The sequence below is a fragment of the Vagococcus entomophilus genome (genome assembly GCF_003987595.1).
Taxonomy (GTDB): domain Bacteria; phylum Bacillota; class Bacilli; order Lactobacillales; family Vagococcaceae; genus Vagococcus_E; species Vagococcus_E entomophilus.
This window is the reverse complement of sequence record NZ_NGJZ01000002.1, coordinates 194,436-221,053: the sequence shown is the minus strand read 5'-3', so window position 1 is coordinate 221,053 and position 26,618 is coordinate 194,436. Positions and strand designations below refer to the sequence as shown.

The 26,618-nt window shown below is 37.7% G+C and carries 27 protein-coding genes, 1 pseudogene and 1 riboswitch; of the genes and pseudogenes, 8 read left to right on the top strand and 20 right to left on the bottom strand.

Annotated elements, in window-relative coordinates; translation table 11 throughout:
* The first annotated feature begins 104 nt into the window (after window positions 1-104).
* Both CBF30_RS07045 and CBF30_RS07040 read left to right on the top strand, forming a co-directional pair.
* Window positions 105-677: a recombinase family protein gene (locus CBF30_RS07045; protein ID WP_126824316.1), complete on the top strand. Its 573-nt coding sequence runs from the start codon at window positions 105-107 to the stop codon at window positions 675-677.
* 84 nt (window positions 678-761) lie between these two features.
* Window positions 762-950: a hypothetical protein gene (locus CBF30_RS07040; protein ID WP_126824313.1), complete on the top strand. Its 189-nt coding sequence runs from the start codon at window positions 762-764 to the stop codon at window positions 948-950.
* Between the two features lie 808 nt (window positions 951-1,758).
* Here the strand turns inward: CBF30_RS07040 and thiT are convergent.
* Entirely contained in the window at window positions 1,759-2,322 is a 564-nt protein-coding gene (thiT, locus tag CBF30_RS07035) for an energy-coupled thiamine transporter ThiT (protein WP_390221185.1), read from the bottom strand.
* A gap of 76 nt (window positions 2,323-2,398) precedes the next feature.
* Window positions 2,399-2,502, bottom strand: a riboswitch (TPP riboswitch).
* Window positions 2,503-2,733: 231 nt separating this feature from the next.
* Between thiT and CBF30_RS07030 the strand changes: the two genes are divergently transcribed.
* Window positions 2,734-3,390 (top strand): DUF2238 domain-containing protein, encoded by a 657-nt coding sequence (locus CBF30_RS07030; RefSeq protein ID WP_126824310.1) that lies wholly within the window; start codon window positions 2,734-2,736, stop codon window positions 3,388-3,390.
* Window positions 3,391-3,453: 63 nt separating this feature from the next.
* Here CBF30_RS07030 and CBF30_RS07025 read toward each other — a convergent pair whose 3' ends face one another.
* The 4 genes from CBF30_RS07025 to rpsN form a co-directional block, all read right to left on the bottom strand.
* Window positions 3,454-4,593 carry a 5-methyltetrahydropteroyltriglutamate--homocysteine S-methyltransferase gene (locus tag CBF30_RS07025; protein WP_126824307.1) on the bottom strand — a complete coding sequence of 380 codons (1,140 nt, stop codon included), beginning with the start codon at window positions 4,591-4,593 and terminating at the stop codon, window positions 3,454-3,456.
* Window positions 4,594-4,714: 121 nt separating this feature from the next.
* A complete protein-coding gene (locus tag CBF30_RS07020) occupies window positions 4,715-5,647 on the bottom strand; it encodes a LysR family transcriptional regulator (protein ID WP_126824304.1) in 933 nt (310 codons plus the stop codon).
* A 109-nt stretch (window positions 5,648-5,756) separates the two neighbouring features.
* A complete protein-coding gene (gene trhO / locus CBF30_RS07015) occupies window positions 5,757-6,725 on the bottom strand; it encodes an oxygen-dependent tRNA uridine(34) hydroxylase TrhO (protein WP_126824301.1) in 969 nt (322 codons plus the stop codon).
* Between the two features lie 86 nt (window positions 6,726-6,811).
* A complete protein-coding gene (gene rpsN, locus CBF30_RS07010) occupies window positions 6,812-7,081 on the bottom strand; it encodes a 30S ribosomal protein S14 (RefSeq protein ID WP_126824298.1) in 270 nt (89 codons plus the stop codon).
* Window positions 7,082-7,218: 137 nt separating this feature from the next.
* Between rpsN and CBF30_RS11825 the strand changes: the two genes are divergently transcribed.
* Window positions 7,219-7,341 carry a putative metal homeostasis protein gene (locus CBF30_RS11825; protein ID WP_170168970.1) on the top strand — a complete coding sequence of 41 codons (123 nt, stop codon included), beginning with the start codon at window positions 7,219-7,221 and terminating at the stop codon, window positions 7,339-7,341.
* Window positions 7,342-7,420: 79 nt separating this feature from the next.
* Here the strand turns inward: CBF30_RS11825 and trxA are convergent, their stop codons facing one another.
* The 4 genes from trxA to CBF30_RS06990 all read right to left on the bottom strand — a co-directional run bounded on the left by trxA (window position 7,421) and on the right by CBF30_RS06990 (window position 11,224).
* Entirely contained in the window at window positions 7,421-7,732 is a 312-nt protein-coding gene (trxA, locus tag CBF30_RS07005) for a thioredoxin (RefSeq protein WP_126824295.1), read from the bottom strand.
* Window positions 7,733-7,813: 81 nt separating this feature from the next.
* A complete protein-coding gene (locus CBF30_RS07000) occupies window positions 7,814-10,183 on the bottom strand; it encodes an endonuclease MutS2 (RefSeq protein WP_126824293.1) in 2,370 nt (789 codons plus the stop codon).
* Between the two features lie 32 nt (window positions 10,184-10,215).
* Window positions 10,216-10,764, bottom strand: a complete 549-nt coding sequence (locus CBF30_RS06995; protein WP_126824290.1) for a CvpA family protein — start codon at window positions 10,762-10,764, stop codon at window positions 10,216-10,218.
* Window positions 10,765-10,783: 19 nt separating this feature from the next.
* Complete coding sequence (locus CBF30_RS06990) at window positions 10,784-11,224, bottom strand: cell division protein ZapA (protein ID WP_126824287.1); 441 nt, start codon at window positions 11,222-11,224, stop codon at window positions 10,784-10,786.
* A 249-nt stretch (window positions 11,225-11,473) separates the two neighbouring features.
* Between CBF30_RS06990 and rnhC the strand changes: the two genes are divergently transcribed.
* Entirely contained in the window at window positions 11,474-12,400 is a 927-nt protein-coding gene (rnhC, locus tag CBF30_RS06985) for a ribonuclease HIII (RefSeq protein ID WP_126824284.1), read from the top strand.
* 250 nt (window positions 12,401-12,650) lie between these two features.
* On the opposite strand, the gene CBF30_RS06980 is transcribed toward rnhC, so the two are convergent.
* Complete coding sequence (locus CBF30_RS06980) at window positions 12,651-13,193, bottom strand: isochorismatase family protein (RefSeq protein WP_126824281.1); 543 nt, start codon at window positions 13,191-13,193, stop codon at window positions 12,651-12,653.
* Window positions 13,194-13,312: 119 nt separating this feature from the next.
* On the opposite strand from CBF30_RS06980, the gene CBF30_RS06975 reads away from it, so the two are divergent.
* Window positions 13,313-13,720, top strand: coding sequence for an Lrp/AsnC family transcriptional regulator (locus tag CBF30_RS06975; protein WP_126824278.1), 408 nt, complete (start codon window positions 13,313-13,315; stop codon window positions 13,718-13,720).
* Window positions 13,721-13,894: 174 nt separating this feature from the next.
* On the opposite strand, the pseudogene CBF30_RS06970 reads toward CBF30_RS06975, so the two are convergent.
* The 5 genes and pseudogenes from CBF30_RS06970 to CBF30_RS06950 form a co-directional block, all read right to left on the bottom strand.
* A pseudogene (locus CBF30_RS06970) lies at window positions 13,895-14,516 on the bottom strand (ABC transporter ATP-binding protein).
* Between the two features lie 10 nt (window positions 14,517-14,526).
* Window positions 14,527-16,686, bottom strand: a complete 2,160-nt coding sequence (locus CBF30_RS06965; RefSeq protein WP_126824275.1) for a hypothetical protein — start codon at window positions 16,684-16,686, stop codon at window positions 14,527-14,529.
* Between the two features lie 321 nt (window positions 16,687-17,007).
* Window positions 17,008-17,316, bottom strand: coding sequence for a DUF1292 domain-containing protein (locus CBF30_RS06960; protein WP_126824272.1), 309 nt, complete (start codon window positions 17,314-17,316; stop codon window positions 17,008-17,010).
* A 61-nt stretch (window positions 17,317-17,377) separates the two neighbouring features.
* Window positions 17,378-17,800, bottom strand: coding sequence for a Holliday junction resolvase RuvX (gene ruvX / locus CBF30_RS06955; protein ID WP_126824268.1), 423 nt, complete (start codon window positions 17,798-17,800; stop codon window positions 17,378-17,380).
* Window positions 17,797-18,066, bottom strand: a complete 270-nt coding sequence (locus tag CBF30_RS06950) for an IreB family regulatory phosphoprotein (protein ID WP_126824265.1) — start codon at window positions 18,064-18,066, stop codon at window positions 17,797-17,799. Before CBF30_RS06950 ends, ruvX begins: the two co-directional genes overlap by 4 nt.
* Before the next feature lie 153 nt (window positions 18,067-18,219).
* Here CBF30_RS06950 and treR point away from each other — a divergent pair, with 153 nt between their 5' ends.
* Window positions 18,220-18,936, top strand: a complete 717-nt coding sequence (gene treR, locus CBF30_RS06945; protein ID WP_126824262.1) for a trehalose operon repressor — start codon at window positions 18,220-18,222, stop codon at window positions 18,934-18,936.
* Between the two features lie 38 nt (window positions 18,937-18,974).
* On the opposite strand, the gene treC is transcribed toward treR, so the two are convergent.
* Together treC and treP are read right to left on the bottom strand one after the other, a co-directional pair.
* Window positions 18,975-20,624: an alpha,alpha-phosphotrehalase gene (gene treC, locus CBF30_RS06940; protein ID WP_126824259.1), complete on the bottom strand. Its 1,650-nt coding sequence runs from the start codon at window positions 20,622-20,624 to the stop codon at window positions 18,975-18,977.
* A 21-nt stretch (window positions 20,625-20,645) separates the two neighbouring features.
* On the bottom strand, window positions 20,646-22,106 hold the full coding sequence (gene treP, locus CBF30_RS06935) for a PTS system trehalose-specific EIIBC component (RefSeq protein WP_126824256.1): 1,461 nt from the start codon (window positions 22,104-22,106) through the stop codon (window positions 20,646-20,648).
* Window positions 22,107-22,286: 180 nt separating this feature from the next.
* Between treP and CBF30_RS06930 the strand changes: the two genes are divergently transcribed.
* A complete protein-coding gene (locus CBF30_RS06930; RefSeq protein ID WP_126824253.1) occupies window positions 22,287-24,029 on the top strand; it encodes a YfhO family protein in 1,743 nt (580 codons plus the stop codon).
* A gap of 94 nt (window positions 24,030-24,123) precedes the next feature.
* On the opposite strand, the gene CBF30_RS06925 is transcribed toward CBF30_RS06930, so the two are convergent.
* From CBF30_RS06925 to CBF30_RS11820, 3 genes are all read right to left on the bottom strand, one after another.
* A complete protein-coding gene (locus CBF30_RS06925) occupies window positions 24,124-25,263 on the bottom strand; it encodes a cystathionine gamma-synthase (RefSeq protein WP_126824250.1) in 1,140 nt (379 codons plus the stop codon).
* A gap of 22 nt (window positions 25,264-25,285) precedes the next feature.
* Window positions 25,286-26,197, bottom strand: a complete 912-nt coding sequence (locus CBF30_RS06920; RefSeq protein ID WP_126824246.1) for a cysteine synthase family protein — start codon at window positions 26,195-26,197, stop codon at window positions 25,286-25,288.
* Window positions 26,198-26,286: 89 nt separating this feature from the next.
* Entirely contained in the window at window positions 26,287-26,430 is a 144-nt protein-coding gene (locus tag CBF30_RS11820; protein WP_170168969.1) for a hypothetical protein, read from the bottom strand.
* Window positions 26,431-26,618 lie beyond the last annotated feature (188 nt).

Genomic DNA, 26,618 nt, shown 5'->3' with positions numbered 1-26,618 from the left:
CCCCTTTATTGTGAAAGCATTCAAGATATTGTATAATCTTACTTAGTTAAACCGTTTATTAAATAAATACTTAATATACATACAAAAAGATTGGAGTGTTTGATATGACCATTTATGGCTACGCAAGAATCGCAATGGATGAAACTTTTATTACGACTCAAATGAACGCTTTAAAAAATTATAAATACGATAAAATTTATATTGAAAGTCTTGTTCCGGACGAATCTAACTCAAAAGAGTTAAACCACTTACTAGAGTGCGTTGAAAAGGGCGATCAAATCGTCATTTATGACTTTTCAGTACTGGGTAAAAATTTGACAGGATTAGCTGAAATTATCACGTTTCTAGAGGAAAAAGAGGTTGAATTAACCCTTGCTGCTACCAATATAAACACTGACCAAAATCAATCTTTCTCTTTGAATGAAATGATTCATTATTTTTCTTCTATAGAAAAAGCTGTCATGCGTGAAAATACATTGCGAGGTTTAGACTATGCCAGAAAGCAAGGGAAAATTGGCGGGCGTCCAACCATTGATCAAGAGGTAATCGACCATATCATTCACTTACATAAAAACAAAGGCTACTCTTTAAAACGAATCTCCGAGGAATGCAATATCTCCATTGGTTCCGTACATAAATACGTTCAACAATATAAAAACAAACATCCACAAGAATAGTTCAGTCTTAAGTAGGACGAAAAGTTCGAATTGTTTTGGTATACTCTGTATATATTAATAACAAGAAAGAAAGAAGGAATTCACATGCGTTCGTATTCTTTATTCGATATATTTCGTTTCTCAATGATTGCGATCATTACCGTTCTTTGTATTACGTTTATTTTAAAAGTTGTTTCCGTCATCTTCGTAGTCGCCCTTACTTTTTTAGTGCCACTTGCGCTGATTATTTGGTTGATTCGTTATATCAAAAATAAAAATAATTATTATAGATAACCGTATCAAATAAAAAAGCACTTCCCCAACTCAATGAGTTGGGAATGAACCCAGAAAAAGGGACAGTAACAAAAACACCTATACAGTTGCTTATTTTCGGTAAATTACCGAGGATAAGTAACCATATAGGTGTTGCATTCTCTTTTCATTATAGGACTTGATAAAATTTTGTACAGCTTTCGATCTGTATGGAGTGTGTTTTAGATTTTAAAATAGAATAAAACAATTCTATATGAAGCATTATCAGCAGGCATTTCTTTAAGAAATATGCTTCTGATAATGTTTTTTTATCGCTTCATAATAAGCCTGTACGTTCTTGAAAAAAACAGATAAGGAATTTATTAAACCAACAAATAGAGAAAACTTCTGCTTTGCTTTTTTCTGAAAAAGCCCTAGCTTGTTCCTTTCAGAGTAAAAGAATTGATTATATATCCATATCATTAATAAGATATGGTCTTCTGTCTGATCAAAAAGGAAAACTTGATGATCGGTTAAAACTGTTAAAATTATTAAATGACGAGCCTTTATATAAGGTTATTAAAGAAGAGATTGACACTTTCGCTCTTTGAGTATTTTTTTCATTTATGGAGGTTATATAGCCTATCTGATACTTCATTCTATCATCATTTCTCCAGTCATTTTTTCTTTCAACCTCATTCATTAGCTACTACTTTAACTGCCAATAGTGCTGAAATTCGTTTGAGCAAAAAACATCTCCGTTTTCTTCATATAAAATGAAGAAAACGGAGATGTTTGTATAGTTGTCGCAACTCTATAATTCAATCCACAAGTTGTCGATCAGATCTTTTTATTTAGACGGTCGCAATAACTGTGGCCACTTTTTACTAATAACCAGTACTACAATCAGCGTTACTACCCCAGTTGCCAAACCACTCGCTCCATTCATGACCAGAGAGAAAATCCAAGGATTCATCCCCCATAGCGCATAGCTCCCCCAGAAAATAACTCCCGCAACAAAATGCCAAAAGTATCTCGCCAAGATTCCTGAAAAAGTGCCTTGGATAATCAATTTTGTTACTTGATGTCCATTATTTTGTGCTAATGCAACTTGAAGTTTTTCTGATACTACTCCCGCAAATCCAATACAGGTAAACGCAATGAGGTACTCTATTAATACCTGACTAACGGATAGATAATACACCTGCCCCGTCAAAAAGTGTAAAAGTCCCCAGACTAAGCCTGAAAATAGTGTTGGTTTTACGCCTCTTCTAAACGCGTAAACGGTCAAGGGAATACACCCTAAAGAAATGGAAAAACTACTGCCTATTGTTGTTGGAATGAAACTAAATGCCATAGCTAAAGCTGCCACAATCGTTCCTTCAATCCAAACATTCAATCGTATGTTGCTCAAAAAAACTCCTCCTTTGTTGTTTGAACTAGTCCATACAACAAAGGAGGAGCAAACAGATAACAAGATTGTCTATATCAGTCTACTCCATCACAATCCCTACGCTCATGTCAATGAAATCAGGTTCGAAGGGTCCGAGTCAAATGACTCAATCTCAGCCTACTGGCACCCCTTTGTGATGGTAAGTTCTATTTAGTTTTTTGAAACATATTTAATATAGCATTAAATATGCTGCATTTCAACAAGTATTACTTTTAAATGAGTTTTGCCAACTTAAATTCTACAAAAATGGCAAGCAATTTTTCTATGTCGAATGCTATCTAAATATCTACCAACGATACCTTGTATTTCTGTGATGAAAAGTGGGAATATGTTAAACTGAAAAGGAAAGTATTATTCGAAAGGGGTTTTTTGATGTTTGATTCAAAGAAAACTGAAAGTACTATTTTTATGGGAACTTTTATCATTGGAAGTTTAGTCACCGTTTATACTGCTTACCGGGCGTGTTTTTACACCCAAGATTATTTCTTATTTTTTGAAATGCTTTTAGGCATGGGGACTCTATTTGTACCGATTCTATTCACTAAGTTGACGCGAATTACCATTCCAACTTTTACTAAGTTTTTTTATTGGTTATTTCTCATTTTTTCCATTTTCATTGGCACCGGGCTACAAGTAATTGCTAAAGTCTCATTTTGGGATAAAATTTTACATCTTAGTAGTGCTATGTTGCTTGTCGCTGTTGGCTATGGGATTATTGGTTATCTTTTGCCTAAAAATTTGAAACCTGAGCTTAGTCCGCTATGTTATCTTCTTTTTGGTTTAACGTTTGGTCTAACTTGCGGTATTTTTTGGGAATTTTATGAGTTTGCTTGCGATGGATTACTTGGAATGAACTTGCAAAGATATGCTAACCATGGCAAAGAATTGATTGGTCGCGCTGCGCTCATGGATACTATGGGCGATTTAATTACAAATACATGTGGCGCCTTCTTATTTTCACTGTATAGCTATTTTAAATCTAAAAACAACGTCGCCTTTTTCCAACAATTTAAATTTGAGCGTCACTAACATAAAAAAGGTTGAGATAGAAGTACTCGACAAAAGCTACTTCTATCTCAACCTTTTTTTCAATTAAATTCCCCAAACTTCTGCTGCAATTTCCTTAATAAGCTCAATTTTCGCCCATTGTTCTGCGTCGCTTAAAATATTTCCTTCTTCGGTAGAAGCAAAGCCACATTGTGGGCTAAGGCACAAATCATCTAAGGGAATAACTTTTGCTGCTTCTGCAATTCTTTTTTTAATGACCTCTTTGTCTTCTAATTTTCCTGATTTACTTGTAACCAATCCTAAAACTACTTGTTTCCCCTCAGGTAAGTGGGATAAAGGTTCAAAACCTCCAGAACGATCATCATCATACTCTAAATAAAAGCCTTGAACATTTTCATTTCCAAACAAGGTTTCTGCAACTGGTGCATACCCTCCAGATGTAGCCCAGGTAGAGTGATAATTTCCACGGCAGACATGCGTGTTCACAACCAAGTCTTCTGGCAAATCCGCAATCGCATCATTGTTCAATTTCAAGTAGAGCTCTTGAAGTGCCTGAACATCATACTCGCCATTTGCCATATTTGACCAAAATTTCTCATCACAAAGCATTCCCCAAGTACAGTCATCTAGTTGAATATTGCGACATCCTAGCTCATAAAAAGCAAGGATAGACTCTCTATAAGCTTTTGAAATGTCTTCATATAGCTCTGCACGATCAGGATAAAATTCATTTACCTTCTCCTCATTTTCTGCACGAACCAGTTCTGCAAAAAATTGTGCTGGCGCTGGAATACTTTGTCTAGCCGTACCCTCTTTTCCAACAACTTCTTTTAAAAACTTATAATGTGCTAAGAAAGGATGATTCTCCGTAAACCGAATTTTGCCATTTAAACGAGCTGAATCCGCACGTGTTTCTTCGCCGTGAAACAAGTACCCTTGGCTCATAGTATTGTGTTCAACACCTGAGAAGCCCCAAAAATAGTCTAAATGCCAATAACTTCTTCTAAACTCACCATCTGTTATCCCTTGCAATCCTGCTGCTTTTTCTTTTGCAACTAGCCCACGAATCTCTTCGTCTTCTATCTTAGTTAGTGCTTCAAAATCAATTTTTCCAGCATCAAAGTCTGCTCGTGCTTGTTTTAGTTTTTCTGGGCGTAAGAAACTTCCTACTATGTCAAAACGAAAAGGGGCTGTCGTTCTTTTACTGAATGTTTTGTTCGTCATAAAAACTCCTCCTGTACTTTTTCTTTTCTGTTAAGTGGTAGTATAGCACATCTCTCTCTGCAATCTGTAACACAAAAAAAAGATATCTTATTATCTGTAAATCCGATAACAAGATACCTTTTCATTCAAACAAGGTGACAACATCATAGGCCTCCAATACTTTTTGTAACTCTTCAATATACAGTTTTCCTAAGCGTGAAAGTTGTCTGTTTGCCGAACTAATCCAACCCACACAGATTGTTTCCTCGACATTCAAAGGCAATGCCACAATGTCTGTTCCATTTAAATCCGTGCCAATTACACCGGTTGAAATGGTATAGCCATTCAGTCCAATCAACAGATTAAATAAAGTTGCTCGGTCACTGACATGGAGACTTTTTTTCCTCGCAACCGTACTCAAGATTTCTTCTGAGAAATAAAACGAATTAAACTCCCCTTGATCAAATAATAGATAGGGATATTCTTTTAACTCTTCCATATTCACACTGACTTTCGCCTGTTTGACTAAGGGGTGCTTTGTGCTGACAAACACATGAGGTTTTGCTTCAAACAACGGTGAAAACTTCAAGTGATTTTCTTTAACAAACTTATCTACCACTTTTTCATTGTAGCTATATTTATACAAAATGCCAATTTCACTTCGCTGCGTTTTTACATCTTCAAAAATTTCATGGGTTTTTGTCTCTCGTAATGCAAAATCGTACTCATCTGCATCCGTCTTACGAATCAGCGAAACAAACGCATCAACTGAAAAAGCATAATGCTGCGTTGAAACAGAAAATAGTTGCCTGGCAGGCTTTTTATTGAGATAACGCTGCTCCAAAAGTTCAGTTTGTTCAACCACTTGTCTAGCATACCCCAAAAATTCTGCACCATCAGTGGTCAGACTAATCCCTTTATTGGTTCGAATGAACAACTCAATTCCAGTTTCATTCTCTAATTCTTTAATCGCCGATGATAGAGACGACTGCGAAATAAATAACCGTTTTGCCGCTTGATTAAACGAACCCGACTGCACAACTGCAATCATATAGCGTAATTGTTGTAATTTCATCCTCTGCAACCTCCCAAGACTAACTTCTTACTTTTATTGTCTATGATTGATTCAAATTATACAAGCGCTAATTAAAAAAAGCATCCGGAAAAATCCGGATGCTTTCATTCTATTTAACACTTTCACTAAGCTTTTCACCAATTGCGCTTAATCTCTTTACAACCTCAGCAGTAGAAAGTTCTTGTTCTCTGACATAACGATTCTGAGAATGCACTCGACATTCATGCGAACAACCACGTAAATATTTTTCTTCATTTTGTTCAGAGCAAAGCATCTGACGGTTGCAATAAGGGTTTGCACAATTCACATAGCGCTCACAAGGTTTGCCATCAAACCAATCACGTCCAACAACTACATGCTCTTTGCGATTAATGGGAACACTAATCCTCTCGTCAAACACGTACATTGCACCATCCCACAAGTCCCCTTGAACTTCTGGATCTTTTCCATACGTTGCAATGCCACCATGTAATTGTCCCACGTCTTTAAACCCTTCTCGAACTAACCAACCAGAAAATTTTTCACAACGAATTCCCCCAGTACAGTAGGTAACGACACGCTTATCCATAAATTTTTCTTTATTTTCTTGAATCCACTGTGGCAACTCACGAAAACTTCGAATTTCTGGACGGATTGCTCCTCTAAAATGGCCTAGATCATATTCATAGTCATTTCGAGCATCGATTACGACTGTCTCTTCATCCAAGATTGCTTCTTTAAACTCTTTAGGGCTCAAATAGTCACCAGTTTGTTCTAGTGGATTGATGTCTTGTTCAAGATTTAAAGATACTAATTCTTTACGCGGGCGCACATGCATTTTTTTAAATGCGTGTTCTGGTGCTGGATCAAGCTTAAATAGCATTTCCTTAAAGCGTTCATCTTGATGCATTGCTTCCATATATCGTTTTGTATCTGCTACTCGTCCGGACAAAGTGCCATTAATTCCCTCATTTGCAACCAAAATACGTCCTCGAAGATTGAGCGACTCACAAAACGCCAAGTGCTGTTTTGCAAATAATTCTGGGTCTTCAATGGTGGTATATTGATAATAAAGTAAAACTTGATAATTCGCTGTCATCTGCTTCCTCCTAAAAATTCTGTTCAATTTTAATTATAGAGAAGTCAAATTCAAACAGCAAATTTAATGCTTTTTCACAAATTTTCTTACCAACTAGCTTTTTTGACCCCAGGTATTTTCCCTTGCAGTGCTAGCTCTCTAAAATGGATCCGTGACATCCCAAACTTGCGCATATAAGCTCTAGGACGTCCATCAATTAAATCGCGATTTTTATAATGAATAGGATTGGAATCCTTCGGTAATTTTCTCAATCCTTCATAATCTCCTTTTTCTTTTAATTCTCTTCTTTGTTCAGCATATTTTTCAATCATTATTCTTTGTTTTTGAGCTTTTACAACTTTCGATTTTTTCGCCATATGATCCTCCAATTTTTTCTTGACAAAGTGACAGTCCTTTATTATGATTAAAATACAAAACGTAATCATTACTATTTAAAAAGAATTATATACCTCTTTTGTATGGATTGCAATATTTTTTTAGAATGGAGAACACGATGCCTGAAAAAAATGATTTATCTAGCGCTAGAAGACGTCTAGCAAGCCCGAACATCAAGACACGAAAGCGTGCTCTAAAGATTATTCAAGACGACAAACGGAGAAAAAAAGGGATCCGTTAACGATAAAAAAGGAAGCTGCTACTCGATGTGAGCACTGGCTTCCTTTTTTTAGTTTAGTTAAACTATAGTATGCTAAACCTTATAAATATTTCGCAAATACTTTTTCAAGCTGTGCCTTTTGTTGAACACCAATTAATTTTTCCACTACTTCGCCATCTTTTTTAATTAGCAAGGTAGGGATGCTCATAATTCCAAATTGACTTGGTGTTTCTGGATTTTCATCCACGTCCATTTTATAAAAAGAAACTTGATCTTCGTATTCTTCTTCGACTTTGTCCAAGATTGGCGCTTGCATACGGCATGGTCCACACCATGTCGCCCAAAAATCGACCAGCACCAAACCTGAGTCTGTTTCTGTTGCAAATTCTTTATCTGTAAGTGGTTGTACCATCTTTCTTCCTCCTCATTCACGTCTTGTGTAGCTTCATTATAGCAATATTGTTGATTTTTCTCTAATATTCTGCTCTTTTCATCACTTTAGGTGAACAATCGTTGCGCCATTTCCACCTTGATTGGCCGGCGCAAACTCAAAAGAATCAACCCCACGATGTCCTTTTAAGAACTGCGTAATGCCTTCTCTTAGCGCCCCTGTTCCTTTACCGTGAACAATCGTCACTTGACCATAATTTGATAGTTGAGCCGCATCCAAATATTGATCGACCTCTGCAAGAGCTTCCTCATAGCGTTTGCCCCGAAGATCCAATTGCATCGATACATTCGTACTTTTTTGTCTTTTGATAGCAGCCACTTTATACGGTGTAACTGGCTCTTTCTCTGGAGCAACAGGTGTCATGTCACTCTCTGGAATGTTCATCTTTAAAATTCCCAATTGAACTTGCCAGATCTGATTTTTCATCTTTTTAATCAAGGTTCCCCGTTGCCCATAGGTTTGAACTAATACCTCATCGCCAACTTTTAATGTTTTCTGTTGCTTTGCTTTTTGTAGAATTTTATTTTTTTGTAACTGTTCTTCTTGATGTAACCCAGACAATTGTGCTTTTGCTTCAATCAATTGGTGTTCCTTGATTCCTCCAGCTTGACCACTTGCTTGTTGCATTTTACGAATGTCCTTGATAATTTTTTCTGCTTCGACTTCCGCTTCTGAAACTAGCTGGTTCGCTTGCTTTTTAGCTTTTGTCAGCTCTTTTTCCCGTTCTTCAAAGAATAACTGGTACATTTCTTTTAAATCACGATGCAGTGTCTGTGCTTCTTCTACAAAATGTCGAACCTCCAAGTACTCCGTTTCCGTCATTTTCCGTCTATTTTCTAAATCGGCAATCATCTCGTTTAAATCTTGACTTTCTCCGTCAATAATTTGACTGGCTTCCTGAATAATTGTTGTATCCAGCCCCAGCCTTTTCGAAATTTCAAAAGCATTACTTCGACCAGGAACTCCAATCAATAGACGATAGGTCGGACGCAAGGTTTCCACATCAAATTCCATACTGGCATTAATTGTCCCTACTCGGTTATATCCGTAAACTTTTAGCTCCGGATAATGAGTCGTTGCCATTACATATGCCCCTTTTGCTCCCACTGCGTCCAATATGGAGATTGCGAGTGCGGCTCCTTCCTGAGGATCTGTCCCAGCACCTAACTCATCAAATAAAAGTAAGCTATTCTCGTCCATCGAATCTAGAATCGTGACAATATTGGTCATATGTGAAGAGAACGTACTCAAGCTTTGCTCAATCGACTGTTCGTCCCCGATATCTGCAAATATTTCATTAAAAATCGCCACGCTACTTTCTTCTCCAGCAGGTATACCTAGACCTGATTGTGCCATCAATTGTAGCAGGCCCAACGTTTTCAGCGTAATTGTTTTCCCACCGGTATTCGGACCAGTAATGACAATCGCCTTATAATCCTTGCCCAAAAAGATATCATTAGCAACCACTATTTCTGGATCAATCAGTGGATGCCTTGCCTCATGAAGCGAGATTTCATTTTTAGCACTAATCTTTGGGATACTCGCATGCATTTGTTTTGCAAGAAGAGCCTTTGCCTGAATAAAATCCAAACGTCCTAATACAAACGCATTTTGGATAATTTCTTTTTCATAAGGAGCCAATTCATTGGAAAGTTCAGCCAAGATCCGTTCTACTTCTTGACGCTCTGAAATTTGATATTGGCGCAAACGATTATTCAGCTCTACTACCTGTTTGGGTTCGATAAACAGCGTTTGCCCTGAGGCACTTTGGTCATGCACCACCCCACCAAAAACCCCTCTATACTCTTGCTTGACTGGTATTACATAACGTTCATTTCTCATCGTGACAATCGCGTCACTTAAATATTTTGCATGTTTCCCTCGAACCAAACCATCCAGTTGAGAGCGAACATCTTGTTCGGTCCGGCGAATCTGCGTCCGAATACCTTTCAAAGTTGAGGAAGCCTCATCGGTAACTCGACCATCCTCATCGACCGATTGCCGAATTTTTTGATTTACAGTTGGCAAGGTAATTAACTTTTCGGCCCACTCGTACAAGTAGTGAAAACTTACTTCTAACTCTTTCAGCTCTTCAAAAAAGCGTTTAACCTCGGTTGTAGTTTGTAGAACCCGTCCGACTTGCGCAATTTCAAGCCCATTCAAAGATGCACCAATCTCTAAGCGGCGCATATGTGGTCGAATGTTCTCTAATTTAGGGACTGGCATACCTCCTCGTAATCGAACAATCTTTTGCCCATCTTCTGTTTCAAGTAACCAACGACTCATTTTTTCTTCATGATGAATCGGGGTTAATTCACGTGCTTCCTCCGCGCCTGCCGCAGTGACAGTCAGCGATTCCACTAAGGATTTTATTTTTTGGAACTCTAATGTTTTTAATATTTTGGTGTTCATTTATCTTCTTCACCTCAGGTTTCTGCTTTTGGTTAAGCAGTCATTTGTACAATCCACCATTCATAAATTGCCTTTGAGAAAAAAGGTGTTTTCTTCACAATAAATTGTGCTACGCCACTTGTTTCATATAATGACTGAATACTCTCCATTGGAACTAGGCTCAGCACGGACAAAATCAGAAAAATTCCAACATACATCACAAGCAAACTAATCAATCCGCCTCCTAGTGTATTCAATTGTTTTAGGATAGGGAAAAACATCAGTTTATGGAAAAACATTCCGATAAAACGGGTCAACAACCAGCCTGCAAATAAAATCAGCATAAAGGCAACTGCCCCGTAAAAAGCGCCATCTAAATCAAAAGAAAGTGGCTGACTAAAAAACACCATCTGTGTACTTTCTGTTGCGGATGGATACGGGATATATAATTCAATCTTTTTTGCCAGATCTGTATAATATAACTTGGCTATAGCAAAGGACAGAATGTACCCGACTGAATAAACAATTTGTAGGACTAAGCCTCTGCGTGCGCCTGTGTAAAAACCAATCAAAAGTAAAACTAAAATAATGATGGTTAGCATACCTTCACCTCTATTTCGCTCATTTAAGTTCACGTTGGTGCTTTTGAATTTTTTCTTTCATCTGTTGGTTCACAATCTGCTGTGCTTCGATATGTGTAATCGACTCACAGTCTTTTCCTGATTCTTGTAAAATTTGCTTCGCTTGTTCCTCTAAAATCTCAATTCGTTGAACGCGCCCTTCAAGCTCATCAACTTTCTTCGCCTTTTCACTTGCAACTTGATATTTTTCTTCTAATACAAGTAACTTTTCTTGCTTTTTCGCTTGATCTGACAAGGCATTAATGGCTAGCAAAATCGCTGCCTGTTCAGAATTTATTTCTTTGTTCAAAGATTTGATTTCTGCCAATTGATGATTCAAAAGCTCCATCACCAAGTCCATATGTTCTTTATTTTCATTTCCAATAATTGTATAATTATGTCCATCAATTGTTGCTTTATACCTGATTTTCTCTTGTGACATCAAGGTTCCTCCTAATTGGATGACGTGTACGTCCCTTTGTTACATGGATTTTAAAGCAAGCTCTTTCCCAAAAATCCTTTCCTTATTATATAGTATTTCAACTGATTTTACAAAGTTGTGCCGCAGGTTCTTGACGCAAAATGAACGACTTCTGCTCTCAATATTTACACTTTTTTGATAAATATGAAAAATTGCCTTTTTCACGCTTTTCTTTTATGATGGGAAAGAAGAAAAAACTGGAGGATACTCATGAGCCAAGCTATTGTATTACAAGTCAACAAATCCGTACTCGAAAAAATGAACAACCATTATAGTCCATTCAAAAAAGAGCAAGCTCCACCTTACACCCTTTTTGCAGCAAAAAAGGGCACAGTAACCATTACTGCCTATAAATCAGGAAAAGTGCTGTTTCAAGGACCCTCTGCTGAAAAAGAGGCAGGTAATTGGCAAGCAAGCTCTAGCACGCCTACCGCACATTCTACTGACCTTAAAAAGAAAACTACTTTGCCACCAAACTTTTCAAATTGGTCGGTAATTGGCAGTGATGAGGTTGGAAATGGTAGTTATTTTGGCCCAGTAACGGTTTGCGCAGCATTTGTTCCTAGAGAGAAAATTCACCCTCTAAAAAAATTAGGCGTGAAAGATTCCAAGTTGCTGACTGATAGCCAAATCCGCTTGCTTGCTCCTAAAATTGAAGCCTTGATTGACTTACGTTTATTGACTGTAACGCCAAGTAAATACAATCAAATTCAACCAAAATACAACGTCAATCATATGAAAGCGGTACTCCATAATCAGGCAATTTATCTTCTTTTGCAACAAATTGCCCCCACCCAACCAGAAGGGATTTTGATCGATCAATTCACTCCAGAGAAAAACTATCGACGCTACATTAAAACCGAAGTGCACCCTGTTACGGATAATCTGTACTTCACCACTAAAGGGGAACACTACCACATCGCTGTAGCAGCAGCTTCGATCATCTGCCGTGCCGCTTTTCTAGACAGCTTAGAGGCCCTTTCTTTGGAGGCAGAGTTCCCCCTGCCCTCTGGAGCTGGAAGTAAGTCTGATGCTATTGCGGCAAAAATATTAAAAAAAGGTGGACTCGAACTGTTGGGAAAATATGCAAAATTGCATTTTGCAAACACCGAAAAAGCGCACAAATTGAATAGATAATAAAAAAAGTCCTTTTACATAAATGTAAAAGGACTTTTTTAGAGGCGCTATCTCAAGGGGAAATAGCGCAAACTAAAATTTAAAGCCTTGGCTTGTGGAATTGAAGGCTACCGTAATAGTAGCACAAGTTCTATTTGTGAATATTATGTGAATTTTAACTTAAATTATTTTTAAGGAATTTGGAATAGTCCAATTTTCAATAAACCTACTGATTATAACTTAAAGAAGAAACCCTCTTCTCTTTCATCTCCTACTGACGCAAATAGTCACTTGTGGTGAGAACTTGAGCAAAAGTTTGCAGGGCGGCTATAAAAGCTCCTTGCACCTCATCTGCTAAAACTTCTCGCTCTTGGACCTTAAGCTTTCTAGTCGTAGTTGCATCTGAAATTAGGATAGGCTGGTACCCTCTCTCTGCACTTGCCCGAGTGGTCGAGTCAATACACATATGTGTCATCATTCCTGTAACAACCACTTGTTGGACCTGCAAAGACTGCAAGAGCTGAGCCAAATTGGTTTGCAAAAAAGAGTTAGGATACTGTTTTTCAATGATGATAGAAGAGGAATTTACCTTTAAATCCGAATGTAATTGCGCTCCTTTTGTCCCTCGTCCAAAAAAAGGAGCTTGCGGATCATCCTTGATGTGTTGGATGTAAATAATCGGTAGCTGATTCTTTAAAAAGTGCTCTTCTAGTTTATTAATTTGAGATAGCGCTCGCTCAGGCAAACTCAGCGGCATTTTACCACCAGTAAAATAATCATTCTGGACATCTACAACTATTAATGCTTGCTTCATAAATTCTCCACCTTACTTTTATTTGTTATAATTGAGTATAGAGCAAAAATGAAACTTACAAAATAGCCTACTGAAAAGGAAAACACACCCATACTTTCATCATGAAAAGGAGATTATCCATGGATAGCATCGATCAAGAAATTTTGACTATTTTAACGCAAAATAGCCAACTGACCAACAAAAAAATTGGGGAGAAAATCCATATGACTGGACAAGCCGTTGGAAATCGGATTCTTAAACTACAAGAAAAAGGTCTGATTCAACATTTTAGTATTAAAATCAACTATCCCTACACACAGTTTGTCAGAATCTTTATGGACACACCACAATTTAATCAATTCGAACAACTAGCGAACTCCTACAAAGAGGTAGAGGCAGTCTACAAAGTCTCAGGTCAGTCCTGTTATATGCTTATTTGCCATTTTTCACAAACTAGCTTATCTGAGTTTATAGAAGCAATTTCGAAATGGGCTAGGTATAGCGTAGAAACGGTTGTCGCCGATAAAACTCGCACACAGGAAAGCTAATCCTCGGATTCATTGATCAAAAAGGCAGGAACATAACTCAAAAGTTATGTTCCTGCCTCTTAGCTTTCGAATAAATAGTGGGCGTAACAGCCGTTTTTTCTTATTGCTCGAAGACAAACACTTCTGTCCCATTCTCTTTGATTGAGCCCATGCGTCCTTTTCCGTATGCTCATCCTACTCAAAATTCGGCGCTGTTTGGAGTTCAATTATTCGATCTGTTTGTTTGGCATGCTCCATGTTATGCGTGACCATGATAATTGTTTTTCCGCTCTCCTTTTGCATTTTTACAATTAAATCAAAAGATTGTTTGGCTAGTTTCGGATCTAAAGCACCCGTTGGCTCATCCGCTAAAATAATATTTCCTGGTTTAATGATTGCTCTAGCCAATGCCACTCGTTGCTTTTCTCCACCAGATAAAGTATTCACTACTGCCTGTAATTTATGGGTTAAGTGAACCTCGTTTACAATTTGATGAATGATTTGGTCTTTGTTTATCCCTTTAGAAAAATGCAGACTGAGTTTTAAATTGTCATAGACTGTTCGATCCTCAATCAAAGCGAATGATTGAAATAAATAATTGATTGTTTCTCTACGAATTTTTTCAGCACGGTTGCTCGTTGATGCAAACCTCTCCAGAATCAAACGAATCTAATAATCCCATAATATTGAGCACTGTTGTTTTACCCGAACCTGAGGGGCCTACAATCGAGACGAATTCGCCTTTTTTAATCACCAAATTTAAATTTCTTAAAACTACCTGATTGCCAAAATTTTTCGATACGTTTTTAAATGTCATGACGTCCATATCAATGCCCCTTTATCTTTTGAATCGTGTGCATTTGAGTAAATACACGAATCGTTATTAATTGTAAAATCAGAAGTACGAGAAGCAACAAAATACCTAGAGTGGATTTTAAAAAGAAGGCTAAAGCTAACTCAATTAGCCCCATAGCTAGGACAAATCGAATGATATTCTGATAAATCATCCTGCCTGAAAAACCTAATGTTTGCTTAACAAAAATCAGCCTCTCATTGACGATGGAAAAAATAAAGGATAGCGCGACTAGGATTAACAGAATGATACACATAATAAAAACAATAATACTTCCGAAGAAGAAAATGGTTTGCGTAAGCTTTTTTTGGAGTCCATCCACAAATTTTGTGACAGGTATAAAAGATAAGTCGTTGTCATCCAAATGGTAGTGGCTCAAGTACTTAGTGTTTTCTGTCATTACTTTTTTATTCTTAAACTTCAATGGACCGGTTAAGACATTCGCCCTAAGATTTCCTGCATCAAACGGCGTCATATTATTCGCCGTTACGACCGAAAGGACAGCTTCTGTTGTAAATGCGGGCTCTTCTTTTTGCGTAGCCCAGGTGAATATCTTTGGCGTCGTGTCATACTTTATCCATTCGATTTTTTTATTTTTATAAAAATCATTTTCAAATGAACTGCCGCTCAGTTCGTGAAGTACATTCTCAGATAAAAATTTTTTGGCAGTTTCAACTTGTTGATCCGACCAATGAGCCGGTAGCAAGAAGACACGAATGCCTTGATTCGCCTTTTTAATGCTTTGGTTTGGTACATTGATTGCATGATCGCTGAGGTAATTAGGTGAGACAGACATTAATGTAAAGGGCGCACTTGGTACTGGCTGGTTGCTCGCTCCTTGAAGGTTAGTTAGAATATCCTTGCTATAGTATTGACTGGCAATATAGTAAACACCCGCGTGATTTTCTATAGCTTGATACCAATTATACATCTCATGATCCAGTTGATCGCTAAGACCTGCAATAGAGCTCTGATTTTCTCCGGGAGAAACATTTTTGAGCGTCTCATATTCACCCACACTACTCCAAGCACTCAACAGCTTTTTATTTTGGGCAACTTGCTGTAATGGTCCATCTAACGCATAGCTCACGGCTAACAAGCCCATACTAGAGAGTAAATATAAAAATATTACAAAGGAATAAAGAATTTTTTTAGGCAAAATCCCCTTTAGGGCACTCAACGGTTTAATTGCATAGACAATCATACTAGAGATCCCTAAGATAAGCAGTACGAGTAAAGCGTTGAGAACGCCCGCTGTCAAACTATAGCGTAAAATGTTCAGGTTAAAGGAATAAAGAAACAAACTTACACCCATCATTACAGGGATAAGAGAGGCACTTAGCCGAAAAAACGGGCTAAATATTTGTTTCACTACTTCTGCTTTTCCAAAGCCAAGTAAGGTTAAACTGCCAATTTCTTTAATAGAAGCTAGCGTATAGCTTATGACTAGAATTCCTAGTATTAGCATCGTCAAAGCCAAGCCAATTCCGATTATAATCCCGACTAGACCGCTGTCAATCGTATAACCTGATTGAGGAGTCATCAAGTCTTTTTGGCTGATACCTGAAAGAGCCGAAAGCTTGCTTATAAACTTCGCTTGTTGCTCCGAGCTTAGCCCAACTAGAATATAGTTTCCTAGTATTGTATGCGCCAAACTGGTATCCAACTTTGAAAAATAGAGGTCCACTCCAAATAACGGAGTAGAAAGAGTTTTTATTGTATCCTCTGATCCCGTGTTGGTTCCGATTGTCGCATTTTTATTCTTTGATTGTAATAATCTTTGTAAGTCAGATGAATTAACAATTGTCTTCCCTAAAAAAATTAGCGACGGAGCTCTCTCAACTACCCCACCAATTTGAATATTGATACTATCATTACCTCCTGGATTAGATTGAGGGGTTTGACGGATCAAGGTTCCAGGCGCACGCTGTAGAAAATCACGTGTACGGTCTGTTTTGTCTTTTTCTAACGAATGAATACTAAATTGTAAAGAACTTGATGTTCCACTCCCGTAATTAGTGCATTCCTTTTTATAAACTTCCGATAAAAAAAAGGAAACTATTAAAAAGTACAATAGCGCTTGGATAATAATAGCTCCTTTAATCGGCACACGAATAATTTTTCTGCCACTCATCTTACGCTAGCCTCGAGTGTTCTAAAAGTATTGAGATTTACTAGCGCAACGACCAAACAATCCATCGCCAGATTATTCTTCCAATTGTACAAGGTCAATTCCTCCTTATCCTAAAAAAGTTCATGTAATAGTTAAACTCTATCATTTTTTCATTTCTGTTTCAATCCATATAATTAAAAAAAATTAATCAAAATAGATAAAAATATATATAGATAAGACAAAAAGAACTCACTTAGTTTCAAACCAAAACATGCTTCAATTTTTAGAAAAAAATGTGCAAAAAAAGGCGAAACCTTTTACAAAAGGTTTCGCCTTTAACTGTTATTCCGCTTCTTCTTCCGCCATAAACGTATTGAAAACTTCTTCAATCATGTCCCATTCTGCGTCCGTTTGGATTTCTTTTAATTCACCTTCAGAACCGTTTTCCGCTTCTTCGTATGCATAGGCTTGTAATTCTACTTCCTCATCATCCGATACACCTGTTGGATAGAGCAAGACATAGCTCTTGCCAAATTCTTCTTGTCCATCAATTGTCAGTAAAATCTCAAATAACGTTTCGTTTCCTTGGTCATCGACCAAAGTAATGTGTTCATGTTCGTGATCATGGTCGTGATGGTGTTCGTGTGCCATATTGTTTCCTCATTTCTCTTTTTATTTCTAGGTTTAGTATACCCTAGAATCTGTTATAATTCTATCTTGAATGTTGATCCAAATAATTCTGTAAAATCATTACTGCAGCCAACTTATCAATGACTTTTTTTCGCTTGGCTCTTGAGGCATTGGCTTGCTCGATTAGCATTCTTTCTGCTTGCACTGTTGTTAGGCGTTCGTCTTGATAGGCTACTGGCAAATGAAATAGCTCTTCGACTTTTTTTCCGTATGCAAGTGAAGCTTCTGCACGTGGTCCAATTGAATTATTCATATTTTTAGGTAACCCCAACACAAGCTTTGTGACTTCATATTCATCAATAAGCTCTTTTAAGCGATCAAACCCAAATTCTTCGTTTGCCTCATCAATGCGGATAATTTCTATGCCTTGTGCGGTCCAACCAAGTAAATCGCTCACAGCAATCCCAACTGTTTTTGAACCAACGTCTAATCCCATTGTTCTCATTTAAACTCAATTCCGTTGTTAGAAAGGTAATGTTTTACTAATTCTTCCATAATTTCGTCTCGTTCGTGTCGTCTAATCAAATTTCGAGCATCTTTGTAGCGAGGAATATACGCTGGATCTCCAGAGAGCAAGTACCCAACGATTTGATTAATTGGATTATAGCCTTTTTCTTCTAATGCATGATAGACCGTAGTTAATGTATCACTTACTTCTTTTTTTCTGCTATCGTCAAATTCAAATCGCACTGTATCATCTGTAAAACTCATCCATTCCACCTCAATTCTTCTTTTATACCAACCTCTATTCTACTAGAGATACGACAAAATCTCAAATATTATCGTCGCGCTCGAAGTACCTAATGACAAAATAAGTTTTTCATTGTATGGTAGTGATAGAATAACTAGAAAAGGAGCTTCCGCATGAATCGTTATCTGGAAATTTTTACGGATCTTAAACAGCAGATTATTGAAGAGCACTACCCTGCACACTCATTGTTGCCAAGCGAAAATCAGCTTGCTGCGCATTACAAAGTTTCACGCGAAACGATTCGTAAAGCGCTCGTGTTGCTACTTGAAAATGGCTATATCCAAAAAAAGCAAGGAAAAGGCTCGATTGTACTAGATATTCGTCGCTTTGATTTTCCCATTACTGGGCTGACTAGCTACAAAGAATTGCAGCACACCCAAAAGTTTCACAGTCGAACGATTGTTCAAAAACTTGAAAAAAAACGGCTCAAGCAAGAAGAAGCCTGTGCGTTTGAACTGCCTTCTGGTAGTGAAGTGTGGCAGCTAATTCGGCAACGAGAAATCGACCATGAAATAGTTATTTTGGATAAGGACTATTTACTAACTTCTATTGTCCCAGAACTCCCCCTAGAAGCGGCTGAGGACTCTATTTACCACTATCTCGAACATGAAAAGCATTTACTTATCAGCTATGCCCAAAAAGAAATTGTCGTTGAAGCAGCTACTAAAGAAGACCGCGAGTGGATGGACTTACACCAAACAGACACGCACGTGGTGGTAGTAAAGAGTCAAGTATTCCTAGAAGACACCCGACTCTTTCAGTATACCGAGTCTAGGCATCGACTAGACCGCTTTCGTTTTGTTGATTTTGCGAGACGCCGTCACCAATAAAAATAGGGGAAAAATTCTAAGAATTTTTCCCCTATTTTTTAGTCTAAATAAATTGCTAGCGTTTCATATGGTCGCAAGGTCATCACTGCCTCTAACTTTTTCTTTGCATAATTATGGATCAAAACGTTCCCTCGTACAAACTCTGTGGGGATTACTATTTCTGTTTGTTCCGCATAGAAATTATTAAGAACAAGCAATCGTTTGGTGCCAAGCCTTCTTAGATAGGCATATACGCTTGGATGATCCGACTCATACTTTTCATAGCTTCCATCTGAAATAACGGCGTATTTTTTTCTTAAAGCAATTAATTCTTGATAAAACGCATAAACCCCTGTACTTCCTTGTTCCATTTCTGCGTTCACTTCTAAATAATTTGGTGCTAACTTCATCCACGGCGTACCTGTTGTAAAGCCTGCATTTTTTTCTGCATTCCATTGCATCGGTGTCCGCGAATTATCACGTGATTTTGCACGAATTCGTCTCATCACTTGGTCTGCTCCTAAACCGCTCTTAATGAGTTCTTGATACATGTTTAGCGTTTCAACATCCTGATATTCCTCAATCGCTTCAAAATTGGGATTTGTCATCCCAATTTCTTCTCCTTGATAAATATACGGTGTGCCACGACTCAGGTGGATCGTAGCTGCAAGCATTTGGGCGCTTTGTATGCGGTACTGTTGATCTTCACCAAAACGTGACACTGCTCTAGGCTGGTCGTGATTGTTCCAAAAGAGCGCGTTCCAACCATTTTGTTCAGACATCGCTTCACCCCAAGAATGAAATAATTCTTTGAGCTGGCTAAAATCAAAGGGACTATCGCTCCATTTTTCGCCATTTAAATAATCTACTTTCAAATGATGAAAGTTGAAGACCATCGAAAGTTCCTTTCGCTGTGGCTGTGTATAGAGAACACAGTTTTCAATGGATGTGGCCGACATCTCTCCAACCGTCACACTGGTAGCATTCTTGCCAAACGTCGCTTCGTTTAACTCTTTTAAATACTCATGGACAAGCGGACGATCTGTATACATTGGTTTGCCATCACCACCCGTAGGATCATCTAAAAGCACCTCATCTTTCCCGATTAAGTTGATCACATCAAAGCGGAAGCCATGGACACCCTTTTCACGCCAAAAGTTAACCACCTGATACAGCTCTTTTCGTACCTCAGGATTACGCCAGTTAAGATCTGCTTGTGTAACATCGAATAGATGTAAGTAGTATAAATCTGTTTGTCCAAACCTTGCCCATGCAGGTCCTCCAAATTTGGAAACCCAGTTTGTTGGCAAACGACCATCTGCTTGAGCGGGTCGCAACAAGTAATAGTCCTGATACTTTTTGTCTCCTGCAAGTGCTTTTTTAAACCAAATATGTTCTGTTGAAGTATGATTGAGTACCATATCAAGCATAATTTCAATCCCCAACTTTTTAGCTTCAGTAACCAATTTTTCAAAGTCGTCCATCGTTCCAAAAATTGGGTCTACTTGACAATAATCTGAGATATCATAGCCATTATCTTTTTGCGGAGAAGCATAAATGGGACTTAGCCAGATCATCTCAATGCCTAACGCACTAAGGTAAGGTAATTTTTGCGTGATACCTGGCAAATCTCCAACTCCGTCCCCATTAGAGTCATTAAAAGACTTTGGATAAATTTGATAAATTACTTTTTTCTTAAAATCTGACACGACATTTCACCTCGGTTATAATTAGTTATTGAATAAATCTGAGATGCTGTCATCCACCACACCTGCTTTTGTTAAAATTCCTTTTTTCTCAAAGAAAATCGTTAAAACAATTGGAATCACGATGGCTACCGCCATGCACAATAAGAATGGCATCCAGAACTCAGGTTTGATGGAAAGAATCCCTGGCAGTCCTCCTACACCGATAGAATTCGCCATTACGCCAAAACTGGTAGAAAGTAAACCTGCACATGCAGATCCAATCATTGCCGCAACGAATGGATAGACATATTTCAAATTAATCCCAAAAATAGCGGGCTCTGTCACTCCTAAATAGCATGAAATTGTAGCTGGGATTGAGATTTGTTCTTCTTTTTTATTGCCTCTGTGTAAGAAAATAATCGCAAGCACAGCTGATCCTTGAGCAATATTGGATAATGCAATCATCGGCCACAAGTTTGTCCCACCAAAGTCAGCTGTAAGTTGTAAATCGATGGCATTGGTCATGTGATGTAGCCCCGTAATCACCAGGGGCGCATACAAGAACCCAAAGACACTTCCGAATAACCAACTAAAACTTCCTGTCAAGCCAGCATAAACCACGTTAGAAATCCAAGATCCAATGCTCCACCCAATTGGTCCTAAAATCAAATGAGCTGCTAAAACAGTTGGAATTAAGGCGAAGAATGGAACAAAAATCATTGAGATTGCTTGTGGAATCACTTTTCGTAACCCAATTTCTAAATAGGCAAGAAGAAAACCAGCAAGCATCGCAGGAATCACTTGAGCCTGATACCCAATCATCTCAATATGGAAAAAACCAAAATCCCAGTATGGAATTTTATTTGCTGCTGTTTCAGCGACACTATATGCATTTAGCAATTGTGGAGAGACTAACGTAATCCCTAACACAATCCCAAGTATCTGGGTCGTCCCCATTTTCTTTGCAATACTCCAAGTAATCCCAACAGGTAAGAAATGAAAAATTGCTTCTCCAATCAACCACAAGAAATCATACGTACCTTTCCAAAATTGTGAGACTTGGACAATAGTTTGCCCATCTAAACTGTCAAACTTGATTTCGCCAATAATATTTCTAAACCCTAGAATAAGTCCACCAACAACGATTGCAGGAATCAAAGGGGCGAAAACTTCCGCTAATATCCCAATTGCCTTTTGAATTGCATTTTGATTTTGCTTAGATGCTGATTTCACCGCATCTTTGGAAACGCCTTCAACTCCGGCGATTTTTGTAAACTCGTTGTAAAAAGTTGCTACATCATTCCCGATAATCACTTGAAACTGTCCAGCTTGTGTAAAGGTTCCTTTTACAACTGGAATATCATCGATTGCTTTTTCGTCTGCTATGCTTTGATCATTTAGCACAAAACGCATTCTCGTTGCACAATGAGTGACTGCAGAAATATTTCCTTTTCCGCCAATTGCTTTTAGTAACTGAGTTGCATCATCTTGATACTTTGCCATGTTATTTCCTCCTTTTAAACTTGTATATACAAGTTGCTTCGTTTTCATTATATGCAACTTCCTTCTTAAATGCAAGCGTTTTATTTTTTATTCACCTATCTTTTTTGTTTTCACTCTTTTATTCGTCAAGTAAACACTTTATAATAACATTATCTAATACATAAATGAGGTTAAACAATCATGCTTAAATATAAATACCCTACACTTTTTCACAAAAAAAACAGGTGGATTTGGATTGTAATTGGTTTGTTACTACTCAGTTTCATTAGTATTTTCCCCATTTCCTTGCAGTCTTTTATTTATAATCAAGATGATTTGCCTTTTCATAAGCTACGCTTGGAAGGATATTTTCAATCCGTTGCCTCAGGAAATTTGTTTCCCAAAATTTTTTACAACATGGCAAATGGATCAGGTTATGGCGCCGATTTATTTTATCCCTCTATTTTACTTTTGCCCTATGCGTTTCTAAGAATAATCGGACTGCCTTTTGTTCAAGCCTATTTTTCCTTTCAATTTTTTCTTAGTTTTCAAACGGCACTATTTGCCTACTTATTTATGCAAAAAGTCAGCCATAATCAAAAAAAATCTTGGCTTTTTACTACAATATATACCTTGTCGACTTATAGATTATTAGATCAATCTGTTCGAGGAGCATTAGGTGAAACGCAAGCCTTTGCCTACTTGCCGATTGCTATGTTGGGCTTATACTATATCTTCTTTACTGATCAAGAACGACGAGGAGTTGCTCCACTTGTAATTGGCATGAGCCTGCTTTTATGTTCTCATTTCATCACTTCATTTATGTTTGCTCTATTTATTCTTGGATATCTTATTTTTGCCAAAGATACTTTGCTTAAGAAAAAAATCCAGTTTTTTAATTTGGCCATCAGTGGTATTTGGACTTTCTTTTTAACAAGTTGGGTGCTACTACCTATCTTAGAACAAACGTTAGCTGTTCCTTTTAATTTTGGAAATGGTTCTCTCTGGTCAATTGGGTTGAACTTTAGCCTCGCTACACTGCTTCAAAATTCTCTTACTACCTTGAGTGGGGTTTGGAGTGACATTCAACCAAACATAGGCATTTTCTTACTAATTGTAGCTGCAATCAGTATTTTCTATTTTAAAAAAGTCTCTAAAAAAACCCAACATTTGATTTTCATTAGTTTTTTACTCCTGATCCTATCGACCAATTTGTTTCCCTGGAGTCTTTTCCAGCATTCTTTTTTAAAGTTCATTCAATTTCCGTGGCGTATTTTGCTTTTTGTTAGTTTCTTTTTTTCACTTGTCGCAGTCAGTATTTGGGAAGAAAAAATGAACAAATGGAAAAACAGCGTGCCTATTTTAACAGGAATTATCTGTTTACTGAGCATTAGTTTTACAAGTAATACTTTATATCAATTCCAAAGTATCCAAACAAACCAAATTACAAATGAAAACTATGGAACTTTTCAAACAACTGCCCTCGGGGGAGGTAAAGAGTACCTCATTGCTGGAACAAATTACGATCAAATCATGCAACTCGATCAAAAGAACATCACCCCAATAACCGCGCTTGAAGCCATTAAAACACTTCAAGTAGAACGGTATCAAAATGGGATGATTGTCACATTAGATACTCAGAAAACAACAACTTTCCAAACGCCATTTTTATATTATAAAGGATATCAAGCAAATGATAAAAACGGGACCGTCTATCAAGCTAGTGAAAAAGGGGGGCGTGTGACGTTCACTGTACCCAAGGGACAGCATTCTCTCACCATACGCTATCAAAAAACCTTGATACAGCAAGTTGCAGGCTGGCTTTCACTTATTGCTTGGATATTATTTTTACTCTGGGTGTTCACGATTTATCATAAGCAAGATCCGTGGAAAATGGCTCCTTTCGATACAAAAAGGAAACCCATAGCAACCTCTACTATATAAAAAGCGAACTCACTGTTCATTTTTTAACAACTAAAAAAGAGCTGAAATTTTTTCAGCTCTTTTTGTTTACACTTTATCTTTAGTCTTCACTTTTTCACAAACGTTCCAAAGCTTGATTGACGTCTTCTTTTAAGTCTTCTATGTCTTCTAGGCCAACCGATACGCGAATGAGCTCATCTTTAATCCCTGCTGCCTCCCTGACTTCTTTTGGAATAGAAGCGTGGGTCATCAGTGCTGGAATCTCCACCAAGCTCTCCACTGCTCCTAAGCTTTCTGCAAGTGTAATCCATTTTAAACTTTCGACAAAATCCTTTGACGACAGCCCCTCGCTCAGTTCAAACGACAACATCCCACCAAAACTAGTCATTTGCTGTTTCGCGAGTTCATGATTCCCGTGTGTCGATAAACCTGGATAATAGACACGCGCTACTTTTGGATGATTTTGTAGCAGATTGGCAAGTGTCTGTGCATTTTTTTCGTGTTCTTCCATACGAATCGCCAGTGTTTTCATTCCACGTTGCAATAACCAACTGTCTTGAGGACCTAAGACTCCTCCAATCGCGTTTTGTAAAAAGCCAATTTCTTCTGCCAATTTCTCACTATTTGTTGTCACAAGACCAGCTACCACATCGCTATGACCGCCTAAATATTTCGTTGCACTATGTAACACAATATCTGCACCAAGGTGCAAAGGTTGCTGTGCATAAGGCGTGGCAAACGTATTATCAACAATTGTCAACAAATGATGTTCTTTCGCTATTTTTGCCAAAATAGCCAAATCAGAAATTTTTAATAACGGATTACTTGGTGATTCTAAATAAATCGCTTTTGTGTTTGGTAAAATCGCTTTTTTTACTTGTACAGTATCACTCGTATCCACAACAGTGAACGTTAGATTTCCTCTTTTCATCACACTGTTTAACAAACGATATGTCCCCCCATATACGTCATCCCCAATCACCAAATGATCTCCTGCTTCAAACATAGAGAATACCGTATGAATTGCTGCCAAACCAGAAGCAAACGCAAACCCTCTTACGCCACCTTCAAGATCCGCAATTAATTCTTCAAGTGCAAAACGAGTAGGATTACCTGAACGCGAATATTCGTATCCTTTGTGCTTTCCTACCTTTTCTTGGGCATAGGTAGAGACTTGATAGATGGGGACACTCACCGCCCCTGTCTGTTCATCTCTACTGATACCACCGTGAATTAATTTTGTTTTCATTTTCATTTTTCTTTCCTCCATTTTCAAATTAGTCATAAATATGGTTGCTGAGATAACGTTCACTACTGTCTGGAAAAATTGTGACAATATGGCTACCATTTGGTAAGCTCTTGGCTTCTTTCAATGCGGCCGCAAACGCCGCTCCGCTAGAACTCCCTACAAAAATCCCTTGAGTTTTAGCCAGTTCTTTCACATAATAAAAGGCTTCATCATCAGATATCGTATAGATATGATCAAACAGATTTTGATCCACAAATTTGGGGATGAACTCCATCCCAATCCCTTCCGTTCTGTGAGAATGACTCGGACCACCATTTAAGATAGAACCACTGGGCTCCACAATCGTTGTCCGAATACTGGGTTGTTGCTCTTTTAAATAACTTGCCACACCAGTAAAGGTTCCGCCACTTCCAGCACCCGCAACAAAACTTGAAAACGGCTCTGGATGATCTTGAACAATTTCAGGTCCCAATGTTTCATAATAGGTCATAGGATTATCCATGTTCTCAAATTGTCGTGGACTATAGCTATTCGGGCGTTTTTGGAGCAATTCTTCAGTCTGATCAATTGCCCCTTTCATCCCTTTTTCTGTTGGTGTATGGATAATTTCAGCACCTAAAGCTTTCATTAGCATTTGTTTCTCAACACTAAATTTTTTGGGGACCACTACCGTAACTTTTAACTGGTAGGGCAGCGCTGCTAGCGCTAACCCGATGCCTGTGTTTCCAGCAGTCGGCTCAATGATATTTGTATTTTTGTCAATTATCCCCTGTTTCAAAGCTGTTTCAATAAATTTTTTACCTAGGCGATCTTTGATACTTCCGCCTGGATTAAACATTTCAAGCTTTGCAAAAATTTTACTATTTTCAGGCATTCCAAAGCCTGTGATTTCTAGTAATGGCGTTTGACCGATTAACTGGTGTACCGTTTGAACATACATCCTTCTTCCTCCTTTTTACATACAAAAACAGCGCATATGAATAATCATATGCGCTGTTGGCCGTTTCAACTTTAAGATACTTGCTGATGTCACAAATCGTCTATTTGTGTCTCAACTTCATCAATAGAAAGAAACATTCCGGTCCGTTTTTTTGCATACGAAAATTCACGATTAACTATTTTAATCGTGCAACAACAATTATTTTGTTGTGTTACTGTATGCGTCAAAAACATGGCATCCGTCTCCTCCAATTAATTTAATTGAATCATAGCGGAAATGGCTTTCAATGTCAACAATCTATACCTAAGATTTTTAAAAAACAGTTCGTTATTCGGTTTTTTAAAAAAAAGAAAAGAATTCCTAATAATTATTCTCTTTATTTATTTTTTCTTATTTATAAAAATTATCATTTGTAAATCAA

What these genes read in the sequence shown, in the direction of transcription:
- CBF30_RS07045 (WP_126824316.1), top strand. Translation starts at nt 105, where the DNA reads ATGACCATTTATGGCTACGCAAGAATCGCAATGGATGAAACTTTTATT.
- CBF30_RS07040 (WP_126824313.1), top strand. Translation starts at nt 762, where the DNA reads ATGCGTTCGTATTCTTTATTCGATATATTTCGTTTCTCAATGATTGCG.
- CBF30_RS07030 (WP_126824310.1), top strand. Translation starts at nt 2,734, where the DNA reads ATGTTTGATTCAAAGAAAACTGAAAGTACTATTTTTATGGGAACTTTT.
- CBF30_RS07025 (WP_126824307.1), bottom strand. Translation starts at nt 4,593, where the DNA reads ATGACGAACAAAACATTCAGTAAAAGAACGACAGCCCCTTTTCGTTTT.
- CBF30_RS07020 (WP_126824304.1), bottom strand. Translation starts at nt 5,647, where the DNA reads ATGAAATTACAACAATTACGCTATATGATTGCAGTTGTGCAGTCGGGT.
- trhO (WP_126824301.1), bottom strand. Translation starts at nt 6,725, where the DNA reads ATGACAGCGAATTATCAAGTTTTACTTTATTATCAATATACCACCATT.
- rpsN (WP_126824298.1), bottom strand. Translation starts at nt 7,081, where the DNA reads ATGGCGAAAAAATCGAAAGTTGTAAAAGCTCAAAAACAAAGAATAATG.
- CBF30_RS11825 (WP_170168970.1), top strand. Translation starts at nt 7,219, where the DNA reads ATGCCTGAAAAAAATGATTTATCTAGCGCTAGAAGACGTCTAGCAAGC.
- trxA (WP_126824295.1), bottom strand. Translation starts at nt 7,732, where the DNA reads ATGGTACAACCACTTACAGATAAAGAATTTGCAACAGAAACAGACTCA.
- CBF30_RS07000 (WP_126824293.1), bottom strand. Translation starts at nt 10,183, where the DNA reads ATGAACACCAAAATATTAAAAACATTAGAGTTCCAAAAAATAAAATCC.
- CBF30_RS06995 (WP_126824290.1), bottom strand. Translation starts at nt 10,764, where the DNA reads ATGCTAACCATCATTATTTTAGTTTTACTTTTGATTGGTTTTTACACA.
- CBF30_RS06990 (WP_126824287.1), bottom strand. Translation starts at nt 11,224, where the DNA reads ATGTCACAAGAGAAAATCAGGTATAAAGCAACAATTGATGGACATAAT.
- rnhC (WP_126824284.1), top strand. Translation starts at nt 11,474, where the DNA reads ATGAGCCAAGCTATTGTATTACAAGTCAACAAATCCGTACTCGAAAAA.
- CBF30_RS06980 (WP_126824281.1), bottom strand. Translation starts at nt 13,193, where the DNA reads ATGAAGCAAGCATTAATAGTTGTAGATGTCCAGAATGATTATTTTACT.
- CBF30_RS06975 (WP_126824278.1), top strand. Translation starts at nt 13,313, where the DNA reads ATGGATAGCATCGATCAAGAAATTTTGACTATTTTAACGCAAAATAGC.
- CBF30_RS06965 (WP_126824275.1), bottom strand. Translation starts at nt 16,686, where the DNA reads ATGAGTGGCAGAAAAATTATTCGTGTGCCGATTAAAGGAGCTATTATT.
- CBF30_RS06960 (WP_126824272.1), bottom strand. Translation starts at nt 17,316, where the DNA reads ATGGCACACGAACACCATCACGACCATGATCACGAACATGAACACATT.
- ruvX (WP_126824268.1), bottom strand. Translation starts at nt 17,800, where the DNA reads ATGAGAACAATGGGATTAGACGTTGGTTCAAAAACAGTTGGGATTGCT.
- CBF30_RS06950 (WP_126824265.1), bottom strand. Translation starts at nt 18,066, where the DNA reads ATGAGTTTTACAGATGATACAGTGCGATTTGAATTTGACGATAGCAGA.
- treR (WP_126824262.1), top strand. Translation starts at nt 18,220, where the DNA reads ATGAATCGTTATCTGGAAATTTTTACGGATCTTAAACAGCAGATTATT.
- treP (WP_126824256.1), bottom strand. Translation starts at nt 22,106, where the DNA reads ATGGCAAAGTATCAAGATGATGCAACTCAGTTACTAAAAGCAATTGGC.
- CBF30_RS06930 (WP_126824253.1), top strand. Translation starts at nt 22,287, where the DNA reads ATGCTTAAATATAAATACCCTACACTTTTTCACAAAAAAAACAGGTGG.
- CBF30_RS06925 (WP_126824250.1), bottom strand. Translation starts at nt 25,263, where the DNA reads ATGAAAATGAAAACAAAATTAATTCACGGTGGTATCAGTAGAGATGAA.
- CBF30_RS06920 (WP_126824246.1), bottom strand. Translation starts at nt 26,197, where the DNA reads ATGTATGTTCAAACGGTACACCAGTTAATCGGTCAAACGCCATTACTA.
- CBF30_RS11820 (WP_170168969.1), bottom strand. Translation starts at nt 26,430, where the DNA reads ATGTTTTTGACGCATACAGTAACACAACAAAATAATTGTTGTTGCACG.